The organism is Paraburkholderia sp. GW821-FHT02A12 (assembly GCF_059422005.1).
Genome location: NZ_JBWKWA010000001.1, coordinates 3,908,102 through 3,923,625, shown reverse-complemented (window position 1 = coordinate 3,923,625; position 15,524 = coordinate 3,908,102). Strand labels below are relative to the sequence as shown.

Below are 15,524 nucleotides of genomic sequence, written 5' to 3'. Positions count from 1 at the left end.
GATTGCGAACCGGCGACGGGAACGGCTTGTTGTTTTAAGCGGTGTGCAACAGCTTGCGGTGGTGCGTCCCGGCTTTGTCCGTAGCCGAGGGGTGAAGCGTTTCAGGTTGTGCGATCGGGCCGCGTTGCAACGGCCTTACGCGTTCTGCTTTTGTCTGACGGGCTCGTGCGCGAACCACGTGTCGATGTCGTGCGTGACCGAATCGAGCGTGCCCGGCTCGACGTGCAAACCGAGTTTCGAGCGGCGCCACAACACGTCTTGCGCGCTGCGCGCCCACTCGACGTCGCGCAGATATACGAGTTCGGCTTCGTAAAGACCCGGCGCGAATGCGTTGCCGAGTTCAGCCAGCGAGCTTGCGTTGCCGATCACATTCTTGACTCGCGTGCCATACGCGCGAGCGAGGCGATGCGCGAGGTCGGCGGGCAGCCACGCATGCTGCTGCTTGAACTGGGCGAGAAAGCGCTCGAAGTTCGCTCGCGGAATATCGCCGCCGGGCAACGGCGCGCCGGCTGTCCACGAAGGCGTGTTGTTTTGCAGCGCGGGTGCGAGCTTGTCCACGGCTTCTTCGGCCAGCTTGCGGAATGTGGTGATCTTGCCGCCGAACACCGACAACAGCGGCGCTTCTCCCGCAGGTGCGTCGAGTTCGAGCGAGTAGTCGCGCGTGACCGCCGACGGGTTGTCCGCGCCTTCTTCTTCGAGCAGCGGACGCACGCCCGAGTAGGTCCAGCGCACGTCTTGCGGTGTGATCTTCTGCTTGAAATAGCGGTTGATCGAATCGCACAGATATTGCGTTTCGTCCGGCGTGATCGCGACTTGCGACGGGTCGCCGCGATACTCGATATCGGTCGTGCCGATTAGCGTGTAATCGTGTTCGTACGGAATCGCGAAGATGATCCGCTTGTCCGGGTTCTGAAAGATGTACGCGTGATCGTGTTCGAACAGGCGGCGCGTGACGATGTGACTGCCTTTCACGAGGCGCACGCTGTGCGTCGCTTCCCGGCCGAGCGCGCCTTGCAGCAGTTCGCCGACCCACGGACCGGCCGCGTTCGCGATCGAAGCGGCGCGCACGTCGAGGATCGTGCCGTCGGCGCGCCTGAGTTGCGCGCGCCATTCGCCGCCGGCGCGCACCGCGCTGATCAGCCTGGTGCGCGTGAGAATCTTCGCGCCGCGTTCCTGCGCATCCAGCGCGTTCAGCACGACCAGACGCGCGTCATTGACCCAGCCGTCCGAATACACGAAACCGCGCTTGATCGAATCGACCAGCGGCGCGCCCGCCGGATGGTGGCGCATGACGATGCCGCGCGAGCCCGGCAGCAGCTCGCGTTTGGCGAGGTGATCGTAAAGGAAGAGGCCGGCGCGGATCAGCCAGGCCGGACGCAGATCGGGCATGTGCGGCATCACGAAGCGCAGCGGCCACATGATGTGCGGCGCCGCGCGCAGCAGCGTTTCACGCTCCTGCAAGGCTTTGCGCACCAGCCCGAACTCGCGGTATTCGAGGTAGCGCAGGCCGCCGTGAATCAGCTTCGTGCTGGCCGACGACGTGTGCGCCGCCAGATCGTCCTGCTCGCAGAGCAACACCGACAGGCCACGGCCCGCCGCATCGCGTGCGATGCCTGCGCCGTTGATCCCGCCGCCCACGACGAGCAAATCGTACTTTGAGCCTTGCGTCACCTGCTGTGTCCCCTGCGTCGTATTCGGAAAGCCGTTGGGAAAATCTATCGAAGCGATAGTGTTCGTTTTCGAACTTTAATGAACATATTCGAAAAAGTAAAGTTCGGTTTGTCTGAGAGATCCTCTAATGGTTGGCTAGGGTGGTGGCGTGACGCGCGGGCACGGACGATACTCTCGGCAGCAGCCATATCGAGGTGAATTCATGCGTGGACTTTGGATGATCGGCGCGGCGGCGCTTGTCGCGGGATGCGTCGGCACGCCGAGCCTGAACGGGACGATGGGCGCACCGTCGTTCGCGTCGTTGCAACAGATGTGCAGCGCCCAGACGGTCGACTACGGCAACGACGCGCAAGGCGTCTATGTGACGCTGTTCGACGCGTACGTGGCGAACCGGCGCGGCAAGCTGTCGAAGGACGATTACTGCGTGTTCCAGGCGTCGATTGCGCAGCATTACAGGAGCCTGGGCGCGAGCAGCGACCCGCAGGCGCGCAATCAATGGGTGATGTTCTTCACCGACCAGCGTGCCAAGGCGTTGAGCTGGCGCGCGGCGGTCGATCCGACCTTGCGCAGCGGCTGAATTTTTCGCCCGGTGCCGTGCCTGATTTCCTGCCAGGTTTCCTGAATTTTCGCGTTCAAGGTTAAGTGCGCTGTGGCAGCGCGCCGCGCCACAACATCTGGCGAATCTGCGCGAGTACGGCTTCGCGCGTCGGCGCCTTGCTCGCGGCGGGCTGGCGCGCTTGCGGCAGCGGCAGATGATTGGCGAGCGCGAGCATCGTGAAGCCATGCAGGCTCGCCCAGAACGCGTAGCCGATCAATTGCGGATCGCCTTCCAGGACGCCGGCCGCAACAAGCCGCTCGAAGTGCGAGCTGAGCATGTGCCACGCGCGCTGCGACGCGGCCGCGAGTTCCGGGTAGCCGTGTTCCTGCTGCGTCAGATCGAACATCAAACGGTAGGCGTGCGGTTCGTCGAGCGCGAACGCCACGTACGCGTCGCTGACGGCCGAGGGGTGGGTGTCCGGCGCCTGCCCGGCGGCTGCTTCCAGACGCGCCGCGAAACGGTTGAACGCCGCGGCGCGGACCATCGCGAGGATCTCGTCCTTGTCGCGGAAATAGCGGTAGGGCGTCATCGCGCTGCAACCCAGCTCTTTTGCCAGTTCGCGCATCGTCACGCCCTGCGCGCCGCGCGTGGCGAAGGCGTTCTCGGCCACGCGCCGCATGGTTTCGCGGAATTGCTGGATGTCGTCGGAGGAGAGTGTTTTGGGCATGCGCGAAGGCAGAGGATCCGTCGCGTCAATTTACTGTGTAAATGAATTGGGCACAATAACGCGTCCGCGTGAGCGGACCGGCAGTTTTGCTGAAAGAGAATGCGAGGCAGTTTTCCAGGGCGCGCCTTATACCGCCAATGACAACCGGCGCGCCGCCCGCTTTCATGCTGTCGAACGTCGACCGCACAGGCCGACGGGGAAAACTAGGAGAAACGTTTGATGGCTCGGATTGCGCTGTCGCCGGTTTCGGTCACGCGCCATTGTTCGTTGCCCGACGCGAGCCGTTCGAGCTGCACGAGCTGGCGTTCCAGCAGGGCGTCGAGTTCTTCTCGCTCCATGTCGACTTGATTGGGAGCGTCCTTGACGAGCAACAACGTGGCGAATTCATGCGGACTCAGCATCGTTCTCTCCATGTCAAGCAAACGCGGACAGCCAGGCCGGCAACTGGCAGGCGCCAGTGGAGTCCGCTAGAGGATCAGGCGGGAGGTACGGCTCATACACAGGTTCGGTCACACAACCGGCGCTACGCGTAACGCGGAACGGACGCCGGGGAACTGGAGTGTAGTCAACCGCTCGTTAAACACCAAATCCGCCCCAGTAAATTTTCCCTTTGACAATTGGGCGCCGCAGAGGCGGTCCGAGGCTGCGAGCAAATCCTTGATTTCACGTGAAGTTCGGCGTGCGCTGCAACATGGCGGAGAATGCCTGGCCTCACTCCGCGATGTACACCTGACAGTTCGCGGCGGCCAGGGTTTCGGCCATCTCGGCGGGCGGGGCGGCGTCGGTGAACAGTGCGTCGATCTGGTCCAGGTGGCCTTGGCGAACCAGCGCGGGGCGGCCGAATTTCGAGTTGTCGGCGGCGAGGAAGACCGTGCGCGCATGCTGGATGATCGCTTCGGCCACCCGCACCTCGCGGGTGTCGAAATCGCGCAGCGTGCCATCCGTCTCGATGCTCGACGTGCCGATGATCGCGAAGTCCACCTTGAACTGGCGAATGAAATCGATCGCCAGTTCGCCGACGATCCCTTTGTCCCACGGGCGCACGATGCCGCCTGTCACCAGCACTTCGCAATCCGGATAGCCGCTCATCATGCTGGCAACGTTCAGGTTGTTGGTGATCACGCGCAAACCGCGGTGCCGGTTGAGCGCACGAGCGACTTCTTCGGTGGTGGTGCCGAGGTTGATGAAGAGCGACGCCTGATCGGGAATGTGAGTGGCCACTAGCGCCGCAATGCGCCGTTTTTCTTCATGGAACATCCGCTGACGCGCGGTGTACGAGACGTTCTCGGAACTGGTCGGCAGACTCGCGCCACCGTGATAGCGGCGCAGCAGGTTCATGTCGGCGAGCCAGTTGACGTCGCGGCGGATCGTCTGCGGCGTCACGTCGAAGTGGGCCGCGAGGTCGTCCACGGTCACGAAGCCGTCGCGTTGCACCCACTCCAGCAGTTCCTGTTGCCGGGCATTGAGAGTCAGGCGGGGGTCTCGGGTCATGTGTCTCGGGTGGTGGGTTTGGCTCGGCGCCGCCCGGCCGCCGACGCGGTGCGCCTTGCCGGAGAGCGATCGATGCGTGAACAGGAGTGAGGTATTGTAAGACCATCGCACCCGTTGTCTGCCAACTCGTGCGACATGCACGACATCCCTGCCGACACATTCAGGCCTTTTGTGCATTTATTCATGTGATAAATGAATTTGTTTTTTGTGCCGGATCGCGCTGCAATCCCTAGTTCTCCGTTTCACTGTCTTCCCATGGTTTCCGGCGTCTGGATGGCACCGGGCCGCGCCTTTCGAGAGTGTTCGACATGACTGGCTTCAACTGGCAAAACCCCTATTCGACGCCGCGTCTGCCCGTATTCGCGCGTAACATCGTTTCGACTTCGCATCCGCTCGCCGCGCAAGCCGGGCTGCGCATGCTGTGGAAGGGCGGCAATGCCGTCGATGCGGCGATCGCGGCGGCTGCCGCCATCACGGTGGTCGAGCCGGTGTCGTGCGGCCTGGGCGGCGACGCGTTCGCGCTCGTGTGGGACGGCAAGAAGCTGCATGGCCTGAACGCGTCGGGCGTGGCGCCGGCGGCGTGGAATGTCGATTACTTCAAGCGCAAATACGGCGAGGAAAACGGTCTCGCGAAACAGCCCAAGCGCGGCTGGGACGCGGTGACGGTGCCGGGCGTGATCGCCGGCTGGGAGGCGCTGCATCAGAAATTCGGCTCGCTGCCGTTTGCCGATCTGATGGAGCCGGCCATTGAAATCGCCGAACGCGGTCATGCGGTGGCGAGCATCGTCGCCTACAAGTGGGCGGCGGCGGTGCCGGAGTTGAAAGACCAGCCAGGCTTCGCGCAAACCTTCATGCCGCGCGGCCGCGCGCCGCAAGTCAGCGAACTGGTGCGCTTTCCCGGCCATGCGAAGACGCTGCGCAAGCTCGCCGAGCAAGGCCCGCGCACGTACTACGAAGGCGAGATCGCCGAGCGGATTGCCGCATTTGCGCGCGAAGGCGGCGGCGCGTTAACCGTCGACGATCTGCGCAACTACCGCGCGGATTGGGTCGAGCCGATTGGCAAGGCTTATCGCGGCTACACCGTGCACGAGATTCCGCCGAACGGCCAGGGCATCGCGGCGTTGATCGCACTCGGCATCCTCGAAAAATTCGATGTGAAGGAGCTGATGGTCGACAACGTCGAGTCGCAGCATCTGCAGATCGAAGCGATGAAGCTGGCGTTCGCCGACGTCTACCGCTACGTCGCCGATCCGCGTTCGATGGAAGTCACGCCCGAGCAGATGCTCGACGACGCGTACCTCGCGTCGCGCGCCAAACTGATCGATCCCAAACGCGCCACGCACTTCGACTTCGGCATGCCGAAGGCCGGCGGCACGATCTACATGTCGGTGGCCGACGAACGCGGCATGATGGTCAGCTTCATCCAGTCGAACTACATGGGCTTCGGCTCGGGCATCGTGGTGCCGGACAGCGGCATCGCGCTGCAGAACCGCGGCTGCGGTTTCTCGATGGACCCGAAGTCGCCGAACGTGGTGGAAGGCGGTAAGCGGCCGTTCCACACGATCATCCCGTCGTTCCTCACGCAACAGGTGGACGGCAAGCAACAAGCGGTGATGAGCTTCGGCGTGATGGGCGGCGACATGCAGCCGCAAGGTCATCTGCAATCGATCGTGCGGATGCTCGACTACGGCCAGCAGCCGCAGGCCGCGTGCGACGCGCCGCGCTGGAAGGTCAACCGCGACTTCACGATCGACGTCGAAGCGACGCTCGACCCGAACACTGCCGAGGCGCTGCAGAAGCTCGGCCACACGATCAAGTCGGTCGACGATCCGTACATGGACTTCGGCTCCGGCCAGTACATCTGGAAGCTCGACCGCAACGATCCGGAGCGTGGTTACGTGGCGGCGAGCGATAGCCGTCGCGACGGGCTGGCAGCCGGGTTCTGACCGGTTCAAACGAAGTGCGGCGCTGCTTGAGCGGCCGCGCTTTGCTGTATCTGTCGACGATGCCCACCCCCGTGTCGCAAGCCGCGCCAGCTTCCTCGCATTCCACGCCCGCCCCGCTTTCCAAAGCAACGGTGCGGCGCATCGTGTTTTCGTCGTCGGTCGGCAATGCGCTCGAGTGGTTCGACTTTCTGGTCTACGGCTACTTCGCGACCATCATTGCGAAACAGTTTTTCGCGCTGCAGGACGAGTGACTTTCGACGCAGCATCGTCGTCCAGTCGACGGTCGGCGTGTATGTGCTGCAACGCTACATGCCGATGTATGCCGTCAAGCAACGGCATATGCCGGCGGCGGCGTCGTTCCGCGTGGTGGTGCTGAACGGCGGTTTTGCGCCGATGATCGTGGAGACGTTTATACATTTGACCGGCGACAAGCTTGCGCCGAGTTACCACGTGTTGATTGCCGCGATGCTGTCGGGCGCATCGCTCGTTGTCGTCGCGTGGCGCATGCGGCGTGTGCGTCACGCCGAACGAGTTCAGCACGCGTAATCCTGCGCTTTGGCGGCGGCTCCCTGCGGCGCCGCGAGCCTTGCCTCGCCTGACTTCGAGGCAATGCATCCATACCTGAGCCAGCTCCCCGAGCTCGCTTTTTTGCGTCGTCCGCGCGCCGATTATTTCTGACTGAATAATTCGACTACCCTGAAATTGGAACTGCGGCGATCCGGCATGGTCTGTGCTGGGTTATCTGCAAAGTTGCGAAACACCGGCTAAGATGCAAGATACAAGGGGTTAACTCTAATTCAAGGCGCTGTATCTGACACGGCGGACCGCACTGGCGAGAGCGGGCGGTTTCGAGCATGCTCCACGAGTCGATACAGCTTTCGGAGCAAGACACAATGCACACTGAGCTGAACCATGTGATGCCCTGGCGGATCGAGGATATCGACCTCACCCGCATAGATCGCCAGAAAGCGGTCGCTAACGAAGATCTGCTGCTTCTCTTGTGCGCCGCTTCATTTATCGAAAGCGGCTCGGATCTCTACACCAGCAATCTGAGCACCTTCTTCGACGGCGATCCGGAAGTCTCGGTCTGGCTCAACAACGAATGGGAGCCGGAAGAGTTGCAGCACGGCCGGGCGCTCAAGACGTATGTCGCTTACGTCTGGCCGGAGTTCGACTGGGATGCGGCGTTCCGCAATTTCTTCGAAGAGTATTCGCTGACCTGCTCGGTGGAAGACTTCGAAAAAACCCGCGCGCTCGAGATGGTGGCGCGCTGTGTCGTGGAAACGGGCACGGCTACGCTGTATCGCGCGATCGGCGAATGTTCGGATGAACCGGTGCTCAAGCAGATCACGGACAACATCCGCACCGACGAAGTCCGCCACTACAAGCACTTTTTCAAGTACTTCAAGAAGTACAACAAGATCGAAGGCAACGGCCGTCTCGCCGTGCTCGGCGCGTTGATGCGCCGCGTGATGGAGATCAAGAACGAAGACTCGGAGATTGCATTGCGGCATGTATTCGCGATTCGTTATCCTGAGCGCGTGCACGATTCGGCTTATAACCGTGAGCGCGCGGCGCGTATCAACGCGCTGGTGCGCCGCAATCTGTCGGCGGACATGTGCGTGAAGATGCTGCTCAAGCCGCTCGATCTGCCGGCCAGGATTCAGCCGGGCGTGCATTACCCGCTCGCGAAAATCACGCAGCATGTGTTTTTCCGCTGAGCCGCCGGCGGAACTCGGCGTAGCGATATGACGACAAATGGCCCAATGGTCCGCATATGCGCGGGCCATTTGCTTTTAAAGGCATGATTGATCCTCGTCACCCTCTCTTTGATCGGATCAAGACGATGAGCGATTCACTCACACCCGAACCTCCGCCCGAACAGATCGTGTTCGACGAATGGCCCGACGCTGTCCGCACGCTGTTCGACGGCTCGTCGCTCGCGAGCAAGAAGGGCTTCACCGCGTCGCTGCTGACCGTCGATACGAACGGTCATGTGCGCACGTCGCTGCTCGGCGTCGGCGAGTTGTATGCGCCCGATTCGCGCACGTTGTGCATCGCGTTATGGCTGCAAGCGCGGGCCGCGCGCGCGATGGCGCAAAGCGGCCGGGCAGCGCTGACGTTTGTCTGCGATGAGGCGTTTTATCAGGTGCAGTTGCGCGTGACGCCGCTCACGGCCGTCAAAGGCGATGACAGCGGCCTCGCGTATCTGATCGGTTCGATCGATACCGGTGAGGCGCAGAGCGTTCGTTATGCGCGCCTGACAGGCGGCATTACGTTTGAGCTTGAAGGGGAAGGGAGGGCGGTGCTCGATCGATGGGAACGGCAGATCGAGCACCTGAAGCAAGCTGCCGCTGCGGCTAAGCGTTAGGGGCTCACGCCCCGCGCCCAGCCAGTCGGCGGCGTTGAATCTCAGCGGCCGCGCTGGCCGCTGCGCGTCGGCTGGCCGCCACGCGGCGCATCGTTGCGCGGCTTCGCACCGCCGCCCAGCAAGGCGCCCGGATTGCCGCCTTGCGGTTTGCGTGGCGCATGTTGCGCGGCGCTGCCTTCATGGGATGCTGCGCGCGGCTTGTCGTCGTGACGCTTGCCGTCCCGGCGCGGCTGGCCGCCGGCGCCCGCAGGCTTCGCACTTTGCGGCTTCGGCTGCTGCTGGCCATTCGCCGGACGCTGACCCGAACGTTGCGCCGGTTTCGCCGATGCGTCGTCGCGTCGGGCGCCGTCACGTTTCGGCGCACCTTGCCCCTGACGCGGCTGACGGCCGCCACCACCGCCGCCGCCACCCTGACCGCGGCGCAGAATCGGCTCCGGCTTCGCATTCGGATCCGGCTCGAAGCCCGCGATCACCTCCTGCGGCACCGGACGCTTGATCAGCTTCTCGATGTCTTTCAACAACTGCAGTTCGTCGACGCACACGAGCGAGATCGCTTCACCCGTCGCACCTGCGCGGCCCGTGCGGCCGATGCGGTGCACGTAATCTTCCGGCACGTTCGGCAGATCGAAATTGACCACGTGCGGCAGCTGGTCGATGTCGATGCCGCGTGCGGCGATGTCGGTGGCGACCAGCACTTGCAGCGTGCCGTCCTTGAACTCGGCGAGCGCGCGCGTGCGGGCCGACTGGCTCTTGTTGCCGTGAATCGCCAGCGCGCTGATGCCGTCTTTGGTCAGCTGCTCGGCAAGGCGGTTAGCGCCGTGCTTGGTGCGCGTGAACACCAGCACCTGAAACCAGTTGTGCTGCTTGATCAGATGCGTGAGCAGTTCGCGCTTCTTGTCGCGATCCACAGGGTGAATCTTTTGCGCGACCGTTTCAGCGGTCGTGTTGCGGCGTGCGACTTCGATCAGCGCCGGCGAGTCGAGCAGGTTGTCGGCGAGCGTCTTGATCTCGTCGGAGAAGGTGGCCGAGAACAGCAGGTTCTGACGCTTCGGCGGCAGCTTCGCGAGCACGCGCTTGATGTCGTGGATGAAGCCCATGTCGAGCATGCGGTCGGCTTCGTCGAGCACGAGAATCTCGAGATGCGACAGGTCGATGGTCTTCTGCTGCATGTGGTCGAGCAAACGGCCCGGCGTCGCGACGACGATGTCCACGCCGCTGCGCAGCGCGCCGATCTGCGGATTGATGCCGACGCCGCCGAACATCACGGTCGACTTCAGCTTCAGGTACTTGCCATAGGCGCGCACGCTTTCTTCGACCTGGGCGGCCAGCTCACGCGTCGGCGTGAGGATCAGCGCACGCACGGTGCGCTTGCCCGAGGCCGTGGCGGCGGCGGGCATGGTGTTCAGACGCTGCAGGATTGGCAGCGTGAAGCCGGCGGTCTTGCCGGTGCCGGTCTGCGCGCCGGCCAGCAGATCGCCGCCGTTGAGCACGGCGGGAATCGCTTGCGTCTGGATCGGAGTCGGGGTGGTGTAGCCGAGTTCGTGTACAGCGCGGACCAACGGTTCGGACAAGCCGAGGGAATCAAAAGACATAAATGCTCTTTGCAATGCAGTTTCGCGATCGGCACAAACGGGCACAAACAGCCACAAGCGGGCCCAAGCGGGCCCAAGTGGGCACAAGCACGGCATGAACACGCCCGCATGGCGTACTCGAGGCCGAAGCCCGGTTCCGGTCGCAGAGAAATCGGCGGCACGCTCAAACGCGTGCCGAATGCTTCAACGCGCTATGCAGACACGTTGACTGGCCTTAAGTTGCATTTCGCCGCCGTGGCGTGTCACGCGACGTAGCGCGCGACACTGACGAATTGACACAGACTGCCCGCCAGTACGAACAGGTGCCAGATACCATGTCCGTGCCGGATGCGCTCGTCGTTGATGAAGAAGTAGATTCCGGCGCTATAGATGACCCCGCCGGCCACGAGCCATGCGGTACCCGCTGCCGGTAAGGCGTGAACCAGCGGGCGGACGGCAACGAGCGCGAGCCATCCCATCAAGACATACAGCACCATCGAAACGCTGCGGGTGCGTCGCCCGAGCGTCAGTTCCTGCACGATGCCGAGGGCGGCGAGCCCCCAGCTGACGCCGAATAGCGACCAGCCCCACGGTCCGCGCAATGTTACTAGCGTGAACGGCGTGTAGCTGCCGGCGATCAGCAGGTAGATCGCCGAATGGTCGCACTTTTGCAGAACGGCTTTCACGCGCGGGTTGCGTACGCTGTGGTAAAGCGTCGAGATAGCATACAGCACGAACAGCATCGCACCGTAGACACTGAAACTGACCACCTTGTACGCGTCGCCGTCGAGCGCGCCCATCGTGACGAGCGCTGCAAGCCCCGCCACCGACAGCACGGCGCCGACGAGGTGGGTAATGCTGTTGAAACGCTCACCGATATGCACGGCTCTTTCCTCCTGCGCGGCATCATAAGGGCAAATGCGGAGCAAATGCGCCCACATGATACCGGTCCTGAAAAAACGAAGGGCGCGGCCGCGTTATTCCGCTGGCCGCGCCCCGGGTGCATCTAACGCTGCTTAATCGAGCGGCGCCGAACGCAGATCAGACACTTGCTGCGGCGACACAGCCGTACCGTGGTTGCCCCACGACATCCGGATGTACGTCACAACGGCCGCCACTTCCTGATTCGACAGCGACTGAGCGAACGGCGGCATGCCGTACGGATGCGGATTGGCATCCGTGCTCGGCGGATAACCGCCGTTCAGGACCATACGGATCGGGTTGACCGCCGACGGCATCTGGATCGACTGATTGTTCGCGAGCGGCGGGAAGGCCTGCGGCATGCCGAGGCCATTTTCCGCGTGACACTTCGCGCAGTTGTCAGCGTAGATCTTCTGACCTTGCTTCAACAGTTCGCCGCCAAACTTTTCCGACGTTTCGAGTTGCAGCGCTTCCGGTGCTTCGCTCTTTTGCGGGATCGTCTTCAGATACGTCGACATGGCGTGGATATCTTCATCCGACATGTACTGCAGGCTGTTGTGAACCACTTCAGCCATCGGACCGAACACCGCGCCACGGTTCGACACGCCGGTCTTCAGCAGATCCGAGATGTCCTTGATTTCCCAGTCGCCGAGGCCCGCTTCCTTGTTCGACGTCAACGAAGGTGCATACCAGTTCTGCAGCGGGATCAGACCGCCCGCGAACGCCGCCGAATTGACCGGACCGCCCATCGCGTTGATCGAGGTATGGCACATGCCGCAGTGGCCGAGGCCTTCGATCAGGTACGCGCCGCGGTTCCATTCGACCGACTTGGTCGGATCGGCCTTGTACTCGCCTTCACGGAAGAACAGCGTGCGCCAGCCGATCAGCAGGTTGCGGTTGTTGAACGGGAACTTCAGTTCGTGCGGACGGCTCGCCACGTTGACCGGCGTGACCGAGCGCAGGTACGCGTAGATCGCGTCCGAGTCGGCGCGCGTGACCTTCGTGTAGCTCGTGAACGGGAAGCCCGGATACAGCAGGCTGCCGTCTTTCGAACGGCCGGTGTGCATCGCGCGGTAGAAGTCGTCCTGCGTCCACTTGCCGATACCGTACTGGTCGTCAGGCGTGATGTTCGGCGTGAACATCGTGCCGAACGGCGTGGCCATCGGCAGGCCGCCGGCGAACTGCTTGCCGCCGCGCACCGTGTGACAGGCGATACAGTCGCCGGCGCGGGCGAGGTACTCGCCCTTCTTGATCAGTGCAGCCTGGTCGGCGGGCGTTGCCGCCATTGCCGTGCCGTTATGCAGGTTGTCGCCGCCCGACCACAGGACGGGAACGAGTGCGGCAGCCGCAACGACGACGACTGCCGAGAGGGCGAACAAAGACTTGCGTTTCATTTGAGTGTCTCTCCCGGTGCCTTATTGCGGTTCGCTGCCGCAGGCAAGCGGAGTCTTCATCGAGCGGGCCGGAGCCGGCACGGGGTTTTGTGGAGCCGTTTGCGTAACAAGCCATGCAGCGACGGCGTTCACGTCTTCGTCGGTCAGACGGGTGGCGATGGTGTGCATGCAATCCGGTGCGATGGCGTGACGCGAACCCGAGCGCCATGCGCCCAGCTGCGCGCTAATGTAGTCGGCGTGCAGGCCGACCAGACCCGGGATAGCCGGTTGCATACCGGTGAGGCTCTTGCCGTGGCAAGCCGCGCAAGCCGGAATCTGTTTCGACGCATCGCCGTTCAGCACGATCTGCTGGCCGCGAGCGAGCGTGGCCGACGACACCGTTGGCTTGGCCGGCGGCGGATACGGCGGACGTTGTTGCGAGAAGTACGTAGCGATCTGATGGAGGTAATCGTCCGAGAGATACGTGACGAGGTAGTTCATCGGCGGGTACTTGCGGCGCCCTTCACGGAAGTTCTGCAACTGGTTGTACAGATAGTCGGCAGGCTTGCCCGCCAGACGAGGGAAGTAGTCGTTGTCAGTACCTTGGCCGTGCGAGCCATGGCAGGCCGTGCAACCTTGCACGCGCGCTTCCATCGTATCGGGGGCCTTCGGTTGAGTCTGCGCTTTCGCAGCGCTATAGACACCCGCGGAGCCGATCAACAGAAGGGCAAGCAACGGGCGGAAAATGCGTCTTGAAGACACGCGTAACTCCATCAAAATCGGGGACCTGACCGAACTTCGAGCGGCTCGGTGTGAAGGGCAGACGGCGCTGCGGCGACGCAGCATTCTATCATCGAAGGGTGATGGTGACTATTTGCCACATTAGAGAAGGTCCCAGTTGTCACGGGTATGCGACAGTTTGACGCGGATGTCGGCTTCAACGGCTCGCCGGTCGTCTCGATTCTGGATGCGCGATGGAACTCGCAGGCAGTGTGCGCGGGGGCTCGCATCAGTTCGAACAAGCGCGAATGACAAAGCAGGTTGAACCGACTCGCGCCTCGGCCATCGAAGCGTACACTTCCGGGCGCGCCGGCATCTCTGCTGCAGAAGCGCCCATCGGCTCAATGTTCACGGTTTTTCTTTTCCACAAGCTATCGGCCTTTCATGAAGCTATTCAATTTTTCTGGTCCGGCGCTGCGTGCGTTGGCGCTTGGCGTCGCGGCGCTGGCTTTGACGTCCACGGCCTTTGCGCATGCGCATCTCGTGTCGAGCGAGCCGGCGGCGAACGCCGAAGTCGCCGCGCCCGCGGAAGTGACGATTCATTTCACCGAGCCGCTCGAGCCGGCCTTCAGCAAGATCGCAATGAGCGATGCGAGCGGTAAGGCTGTCGCGCCGGCTGCCTCGCAAGTCGATAGAAGCGACGCCAAGGTCCTGCACCTGGCGCTGCCGTCACTGGCGGCGGGCCGCTATGTTGTGCACTGGACCGCGGTCGCCACGGACGGCCACCGCACCCACGGCGACTTCGCGTTCACCGTCAAATGAGCCTCGACGGACTTTGGATCGGGCAGGTCGCCATGGCCGCGCTCATGAATGTCGCGTTTGCGTTTGCCGTGGGTTCGGCGTTGCTTGGCGCGTGGCTCGCGAAGGACGCGCAGGCCAAGATCGCCCCGGCGCGGCCCGCCTGGTTGCGCGCGCAACGGTCGATGCTGACGGCCGCCGTCGTGCTGGTGCTCGCGGATCTCGGCTGGCTGTTGTATCAGGCGGCGTCGATGAGCGGCGTCGGGTTGCCCGCCGCGATCGGCGTCGTGCCGACCGTGTTGACGCAAACGCATGTCGGCTACGGCTGGAGCGTGGCGTTCGCCGGCGCGCTGGTCCTGCTCGGCACAGCCATGGCACATCACACGGGCATGGTGCGCAACGCGTTGCTGTGGCTCGCGGTGATTGCGGTCGCCGCGGGCAAGGCGTCGCTCGGGCATGCTGCCGATGCCGGACCGGCTTCGGCAGCGATCGGCATGCAGACGCTGCATGTGCTGGTCACGAGCGTATGGGGCGGCCTCACGATGGCGGCCGGGCTGTCGGTGTTGCCCGCGCTCGGCACCTCCACCGCGCGCGGCATGCTGATCCGAACGGCGACGCAGGTGTCGAACGTGTCGGTGGTGGCGGTCGGCTTCGTGTTGCTGACCGGCATATTCAACGGCGTGCGCGGTTCGGGCGGCTCGCTCGAGGCGATCGAGATCAGCACGTGGGGTCATGTGCTGACGCTGAAGCTCGCATTGGTCGCGCTGGCGCTGGTGCTCGGCGGCCTCAACCGTTTCCTCGCGCTGCCGCGCTTGCGCCGCACCGCATCGACGATGGATGCGCATACCTTCGTCAACGTACTGTATCTGGAAGCTCTGGCGATGATCGGCGTGCTCGTCGCGGCGGCCGCGCTGTCGCATAGCGTGCCGGCGTTCGCCGCGCTGGGCTGAGCGCTGTCGCGCTCGCGGCTGGCGCGCTCGCGGCTGGCGCGGCGAGCGGGCTGGGGGCGCGCCGGCGCTACCTGCGCGCGAGATAAGCGCGACATAAGCGCGACATAAGCGCGACATAAGCGCGGCATAAGCGCGGCATAAGCGCGACATAAAAAAGCGCCGCACCCCAAACGCGTGCGGCGCAACACACACGGTCGCCCGGCCGTGGCCGGCTGATCCGTTACTGCCCTCTAGGCAGCGAGCGCGTTCCGCGCCCGTTCCAGCGTTGCTTCCGGAAACATTTCCTGATGCAGTTCGCCATCGTCGCCGAACCATTGGCAGATCAGCCAGTTGCCGGGCGCGAACACCACCGGGCCGGCCCAGGTGGCGGTCATTGGACGTCCGCCGGACTTCAGCGCCAGTACGTCGCCGGGGCGGTACGTGGGTGTTCTTGCCAGTCGCATGGAG

At 63.4% G+C, this 15,524-nt stretch carries 16 protein-coding genes and 1 pseudogene; 8 read left to right on the top strand and 9 right to left on the bottom strand.

The annotated features are described in order from the left end of the window. Positions 1-135: 135 nt before the first annotated feature. On the bottom strand, positions 136-1,671 hold the full coding sequence (gene glpD, locus AC07WT_RS17985) for a glycerol-3-phosphate dehydrogenase (protein ID WP_494947973.1): 1,536 nt from the start codon (positions 1,669-1,671) through the stop codon (positions 136-138). Positions 1,672-1,873: 202 nt separating this feature from the next. Between glpD and AC07WT_RS17980 the strand changes: the two genes are divergently transcribed. After that, positions 1,874-2,248: a hypothetical protein gene (locus tag AC07WT_RS17980; protein WP_494947972.1), complete on the top strand. Its 375-nt coding sequence runs from the start codon at positions 1,874-1,876 to the stop codon at positions 2,246-2,248. Positions 2,249-2,309: 61 nt separating this feature from the next. Here the strand turns inward: AC07WT_RS17980 and AC07WT_RS17975 are convergent, their stop codons facing one another. The 3 genes from AC07WT_RS17975 to AC07WT_RS17965 all read right to left on the bottom strand — a co-directional run bounded on the left by AC07WT_RS17975 (position 2,310) and on the right by AC07WT_RS17965 (position 4,427). Beyond that, a complete protein-coding gene (locus AC07WT_RS17975; protein ID WP_492594698.1) occupies positions 2,310-2,936 on the bottom strand; it encodes a TetR/AcrR family transcriptional regulator in 627 nt (208 codons plus the stop codon). 203 nt (positions 2,937-3,139) lie between these two features. After that, positions 3,140-3,337, bottom strand: coding sequence for a hypothetical protein (locus AC07WT_RS17970; RefSeq protein ID WP_165847895.1), 198 nt, complete (start codon positions 3,335-3,337; stop codon positions 3,140-3,142). 310 nt (positions 3,338-3,647) lie between these two features. Next, positions 3,648-4,427: a DeoR/GlpR family DNA-binding transcription regulator gene (locus AC07WT_RS17965; protein ID WP_492594697.1), complete on the bottom strand. Its 780-nt coding sequence runs from the start codon at positions 4,425-4,427 to the stop codon at positions 3,648-3,650. A 308-nt stretch (positions 4,428-4,735) separates the two neighbouring features. Here AC07WT_RS17965 and ggt point away from each other — a divergent pair, with 308 nt between their 5' ends. From ggt to AC07WT_RS17940, 5 genes and pseudogenes are all read left to right on the top strand, one after another. Next, positions 4,736-6,373: a gamma-glutamyltransferase gene (gene ggt, locus AC07WT_RS17960; protein WP_494947971.1), complete on the top strand. Its 1,638-nt coding sequence runs from the start codon at positions 4,736-4,738 to the stop codon at positions 6,371-6,373. A gap of 59 nt (positions 6,374-6,432) precedes the next feature. Beyond that, a pseudogene (locus tag AC07WT_RS17955) lies at positions 6,433-6,621 on the top strand (MFS transporter); the annotation flags it as partial. Beyond that, complete coding sequence (locus AC07WT_RS17950; protein ID WP_494947970.1) at positions 6,590-6,919, top strand: hypothetical protein; 330 nt, start codon at positions 6,590-6,592, stop codon at positions 6,917-6,919. The pseudogene AC07WT_RS17955 and the gene AC07WT_RS17950, both read left to right, overlap by 32 nt. A gap of 347 nt (positions 6,920-7,266) precedes the next feature. Beyond that, entirely contained in the window at positions 7,267-8,094 is an 828-nt protein-coding gene (locus tag AC07WT_RS17945; RefSeq protein WP_494947969.1) for a ferritin-like domain-containing protein, read from the top strand. A 125-nt stretch (positions 8,095-8,219) separates the two neighbouring features. Continuing rightward, positions 8,220-8,744: a hypothetical protein gene (locus AC07WT_RS17940; RefSeq protein ID WP_494947968.1), complete on the top strand. Its 525-nt coding sequence runs from the start codon at positions 8,220-8,222 to the stop codon at positions 8,742-8,744. 41 nt (positions 8,745-8,785) lie between these two features. Here AC07WT_RS17940 and AC07WT_RS17935 read toward each other — a convergent pair whose 3' ends face one another. The 4 genes from AC07WT_RS17935 to AC07WT_RS17920 form a co-directional block, all read right to left on the bottom strand. Next, positions 8,786-10,336 carry a DEAD/DEAH box helicase gene (locus AC07WT_RS17935; RefSeq protein ID WP_494947967.1) on the bottom strand — a complete coding sequence of 517 codons (1,551 nt, stop codon included), beginning with the start codon at positions 10,334-10,336 and terminating at the stop codon, positions 8,786-8,788. Between the two features lie 242 nt (positions 10,337-10,578). After that, complete coding sequence (gene trhA, locus AC07WT_RS17930) at positions 10,579-11,199, bottom strand: PAQR family membrane homeostasis protein TrhA (RefSeq protein WP_492594692.1); 621 nt, start codon at positions 11,197-11,199, stop codon at positions 10,579-10,581. Between the two features lie 132 nt (positions 11,200-11,331). Beyond that, entirely contained in the window at positions 11,332-12,630 is a 1,299-nt protein-coding gene (locus AC07WT_RS17925) for a c-type cytochrome (RefSeq protein ID WP_492594691.1), read from the bottom strand. Between the two features lie 21 nt (positions 12,631-12,651). Further along, positions 12,652-13,383 (bottom strand): c-type cytochrome, encoded by a 732-nt coding sequence (locus AC07WT_RS17920; RefSeq protein ID WP_492594690.1) that lies wholly within the window; start codon positions 13,381-13,383, stop codon positions 12,652-12,654. 390 nt (positions 13,384-13,773) lie between these two features. Between AC07WT_RS17920 and copC the strand changes: the two genes are divergently transcribed. Together copC and AC07WT_RS17910 are read left to right on the top strand one after the other, a co-directional pair. Beyond that, on the top strand, positions 13,774-14,151 hold the full coding sequence (gene copC, locus AC07WT_RS17915) for a copper homeostasis periplasmic binding protein CopC (RefSeq protein ID WP_494947966.1): 378 nt from the start codon (positions 13,774-13,776) through the stop codon (positions 14,149-14,151). Then, positions 14,148-15,077 (top strand): CopD family protein, encoded by a 930-nt coding sequence (locus AC07WT_RS17910; RefSeq protein WP_492594688.1) that lies wholly within the window; start codon positions 14,148-14,150, stop codon positions 15,075-15,077. Before copC ends, AC07WT_RS17910 begins: the two co-directional genes overlap by 4 nt. Before the next feature lie 230 nt (positions 15,078-15,307). On the opposite strand, the gene AC07WT_RS17905 is transcribed toward AC07WT_RS17910, so the two are convergent. Continuing rightward, on the bottom strand, positions 15,308-15,520 hold the full coding sequence (locus tag AC07WT_RS17905; RefSeq protein ID WP_494947965.1) for a YodC family protein: 213 nt from the start codon (positions 15,518-15,520) through the stop codon (positions 15,308-15,310). Between the last annotated feature and the right edge of the window lie 4 nt (positions 15,521-15,524).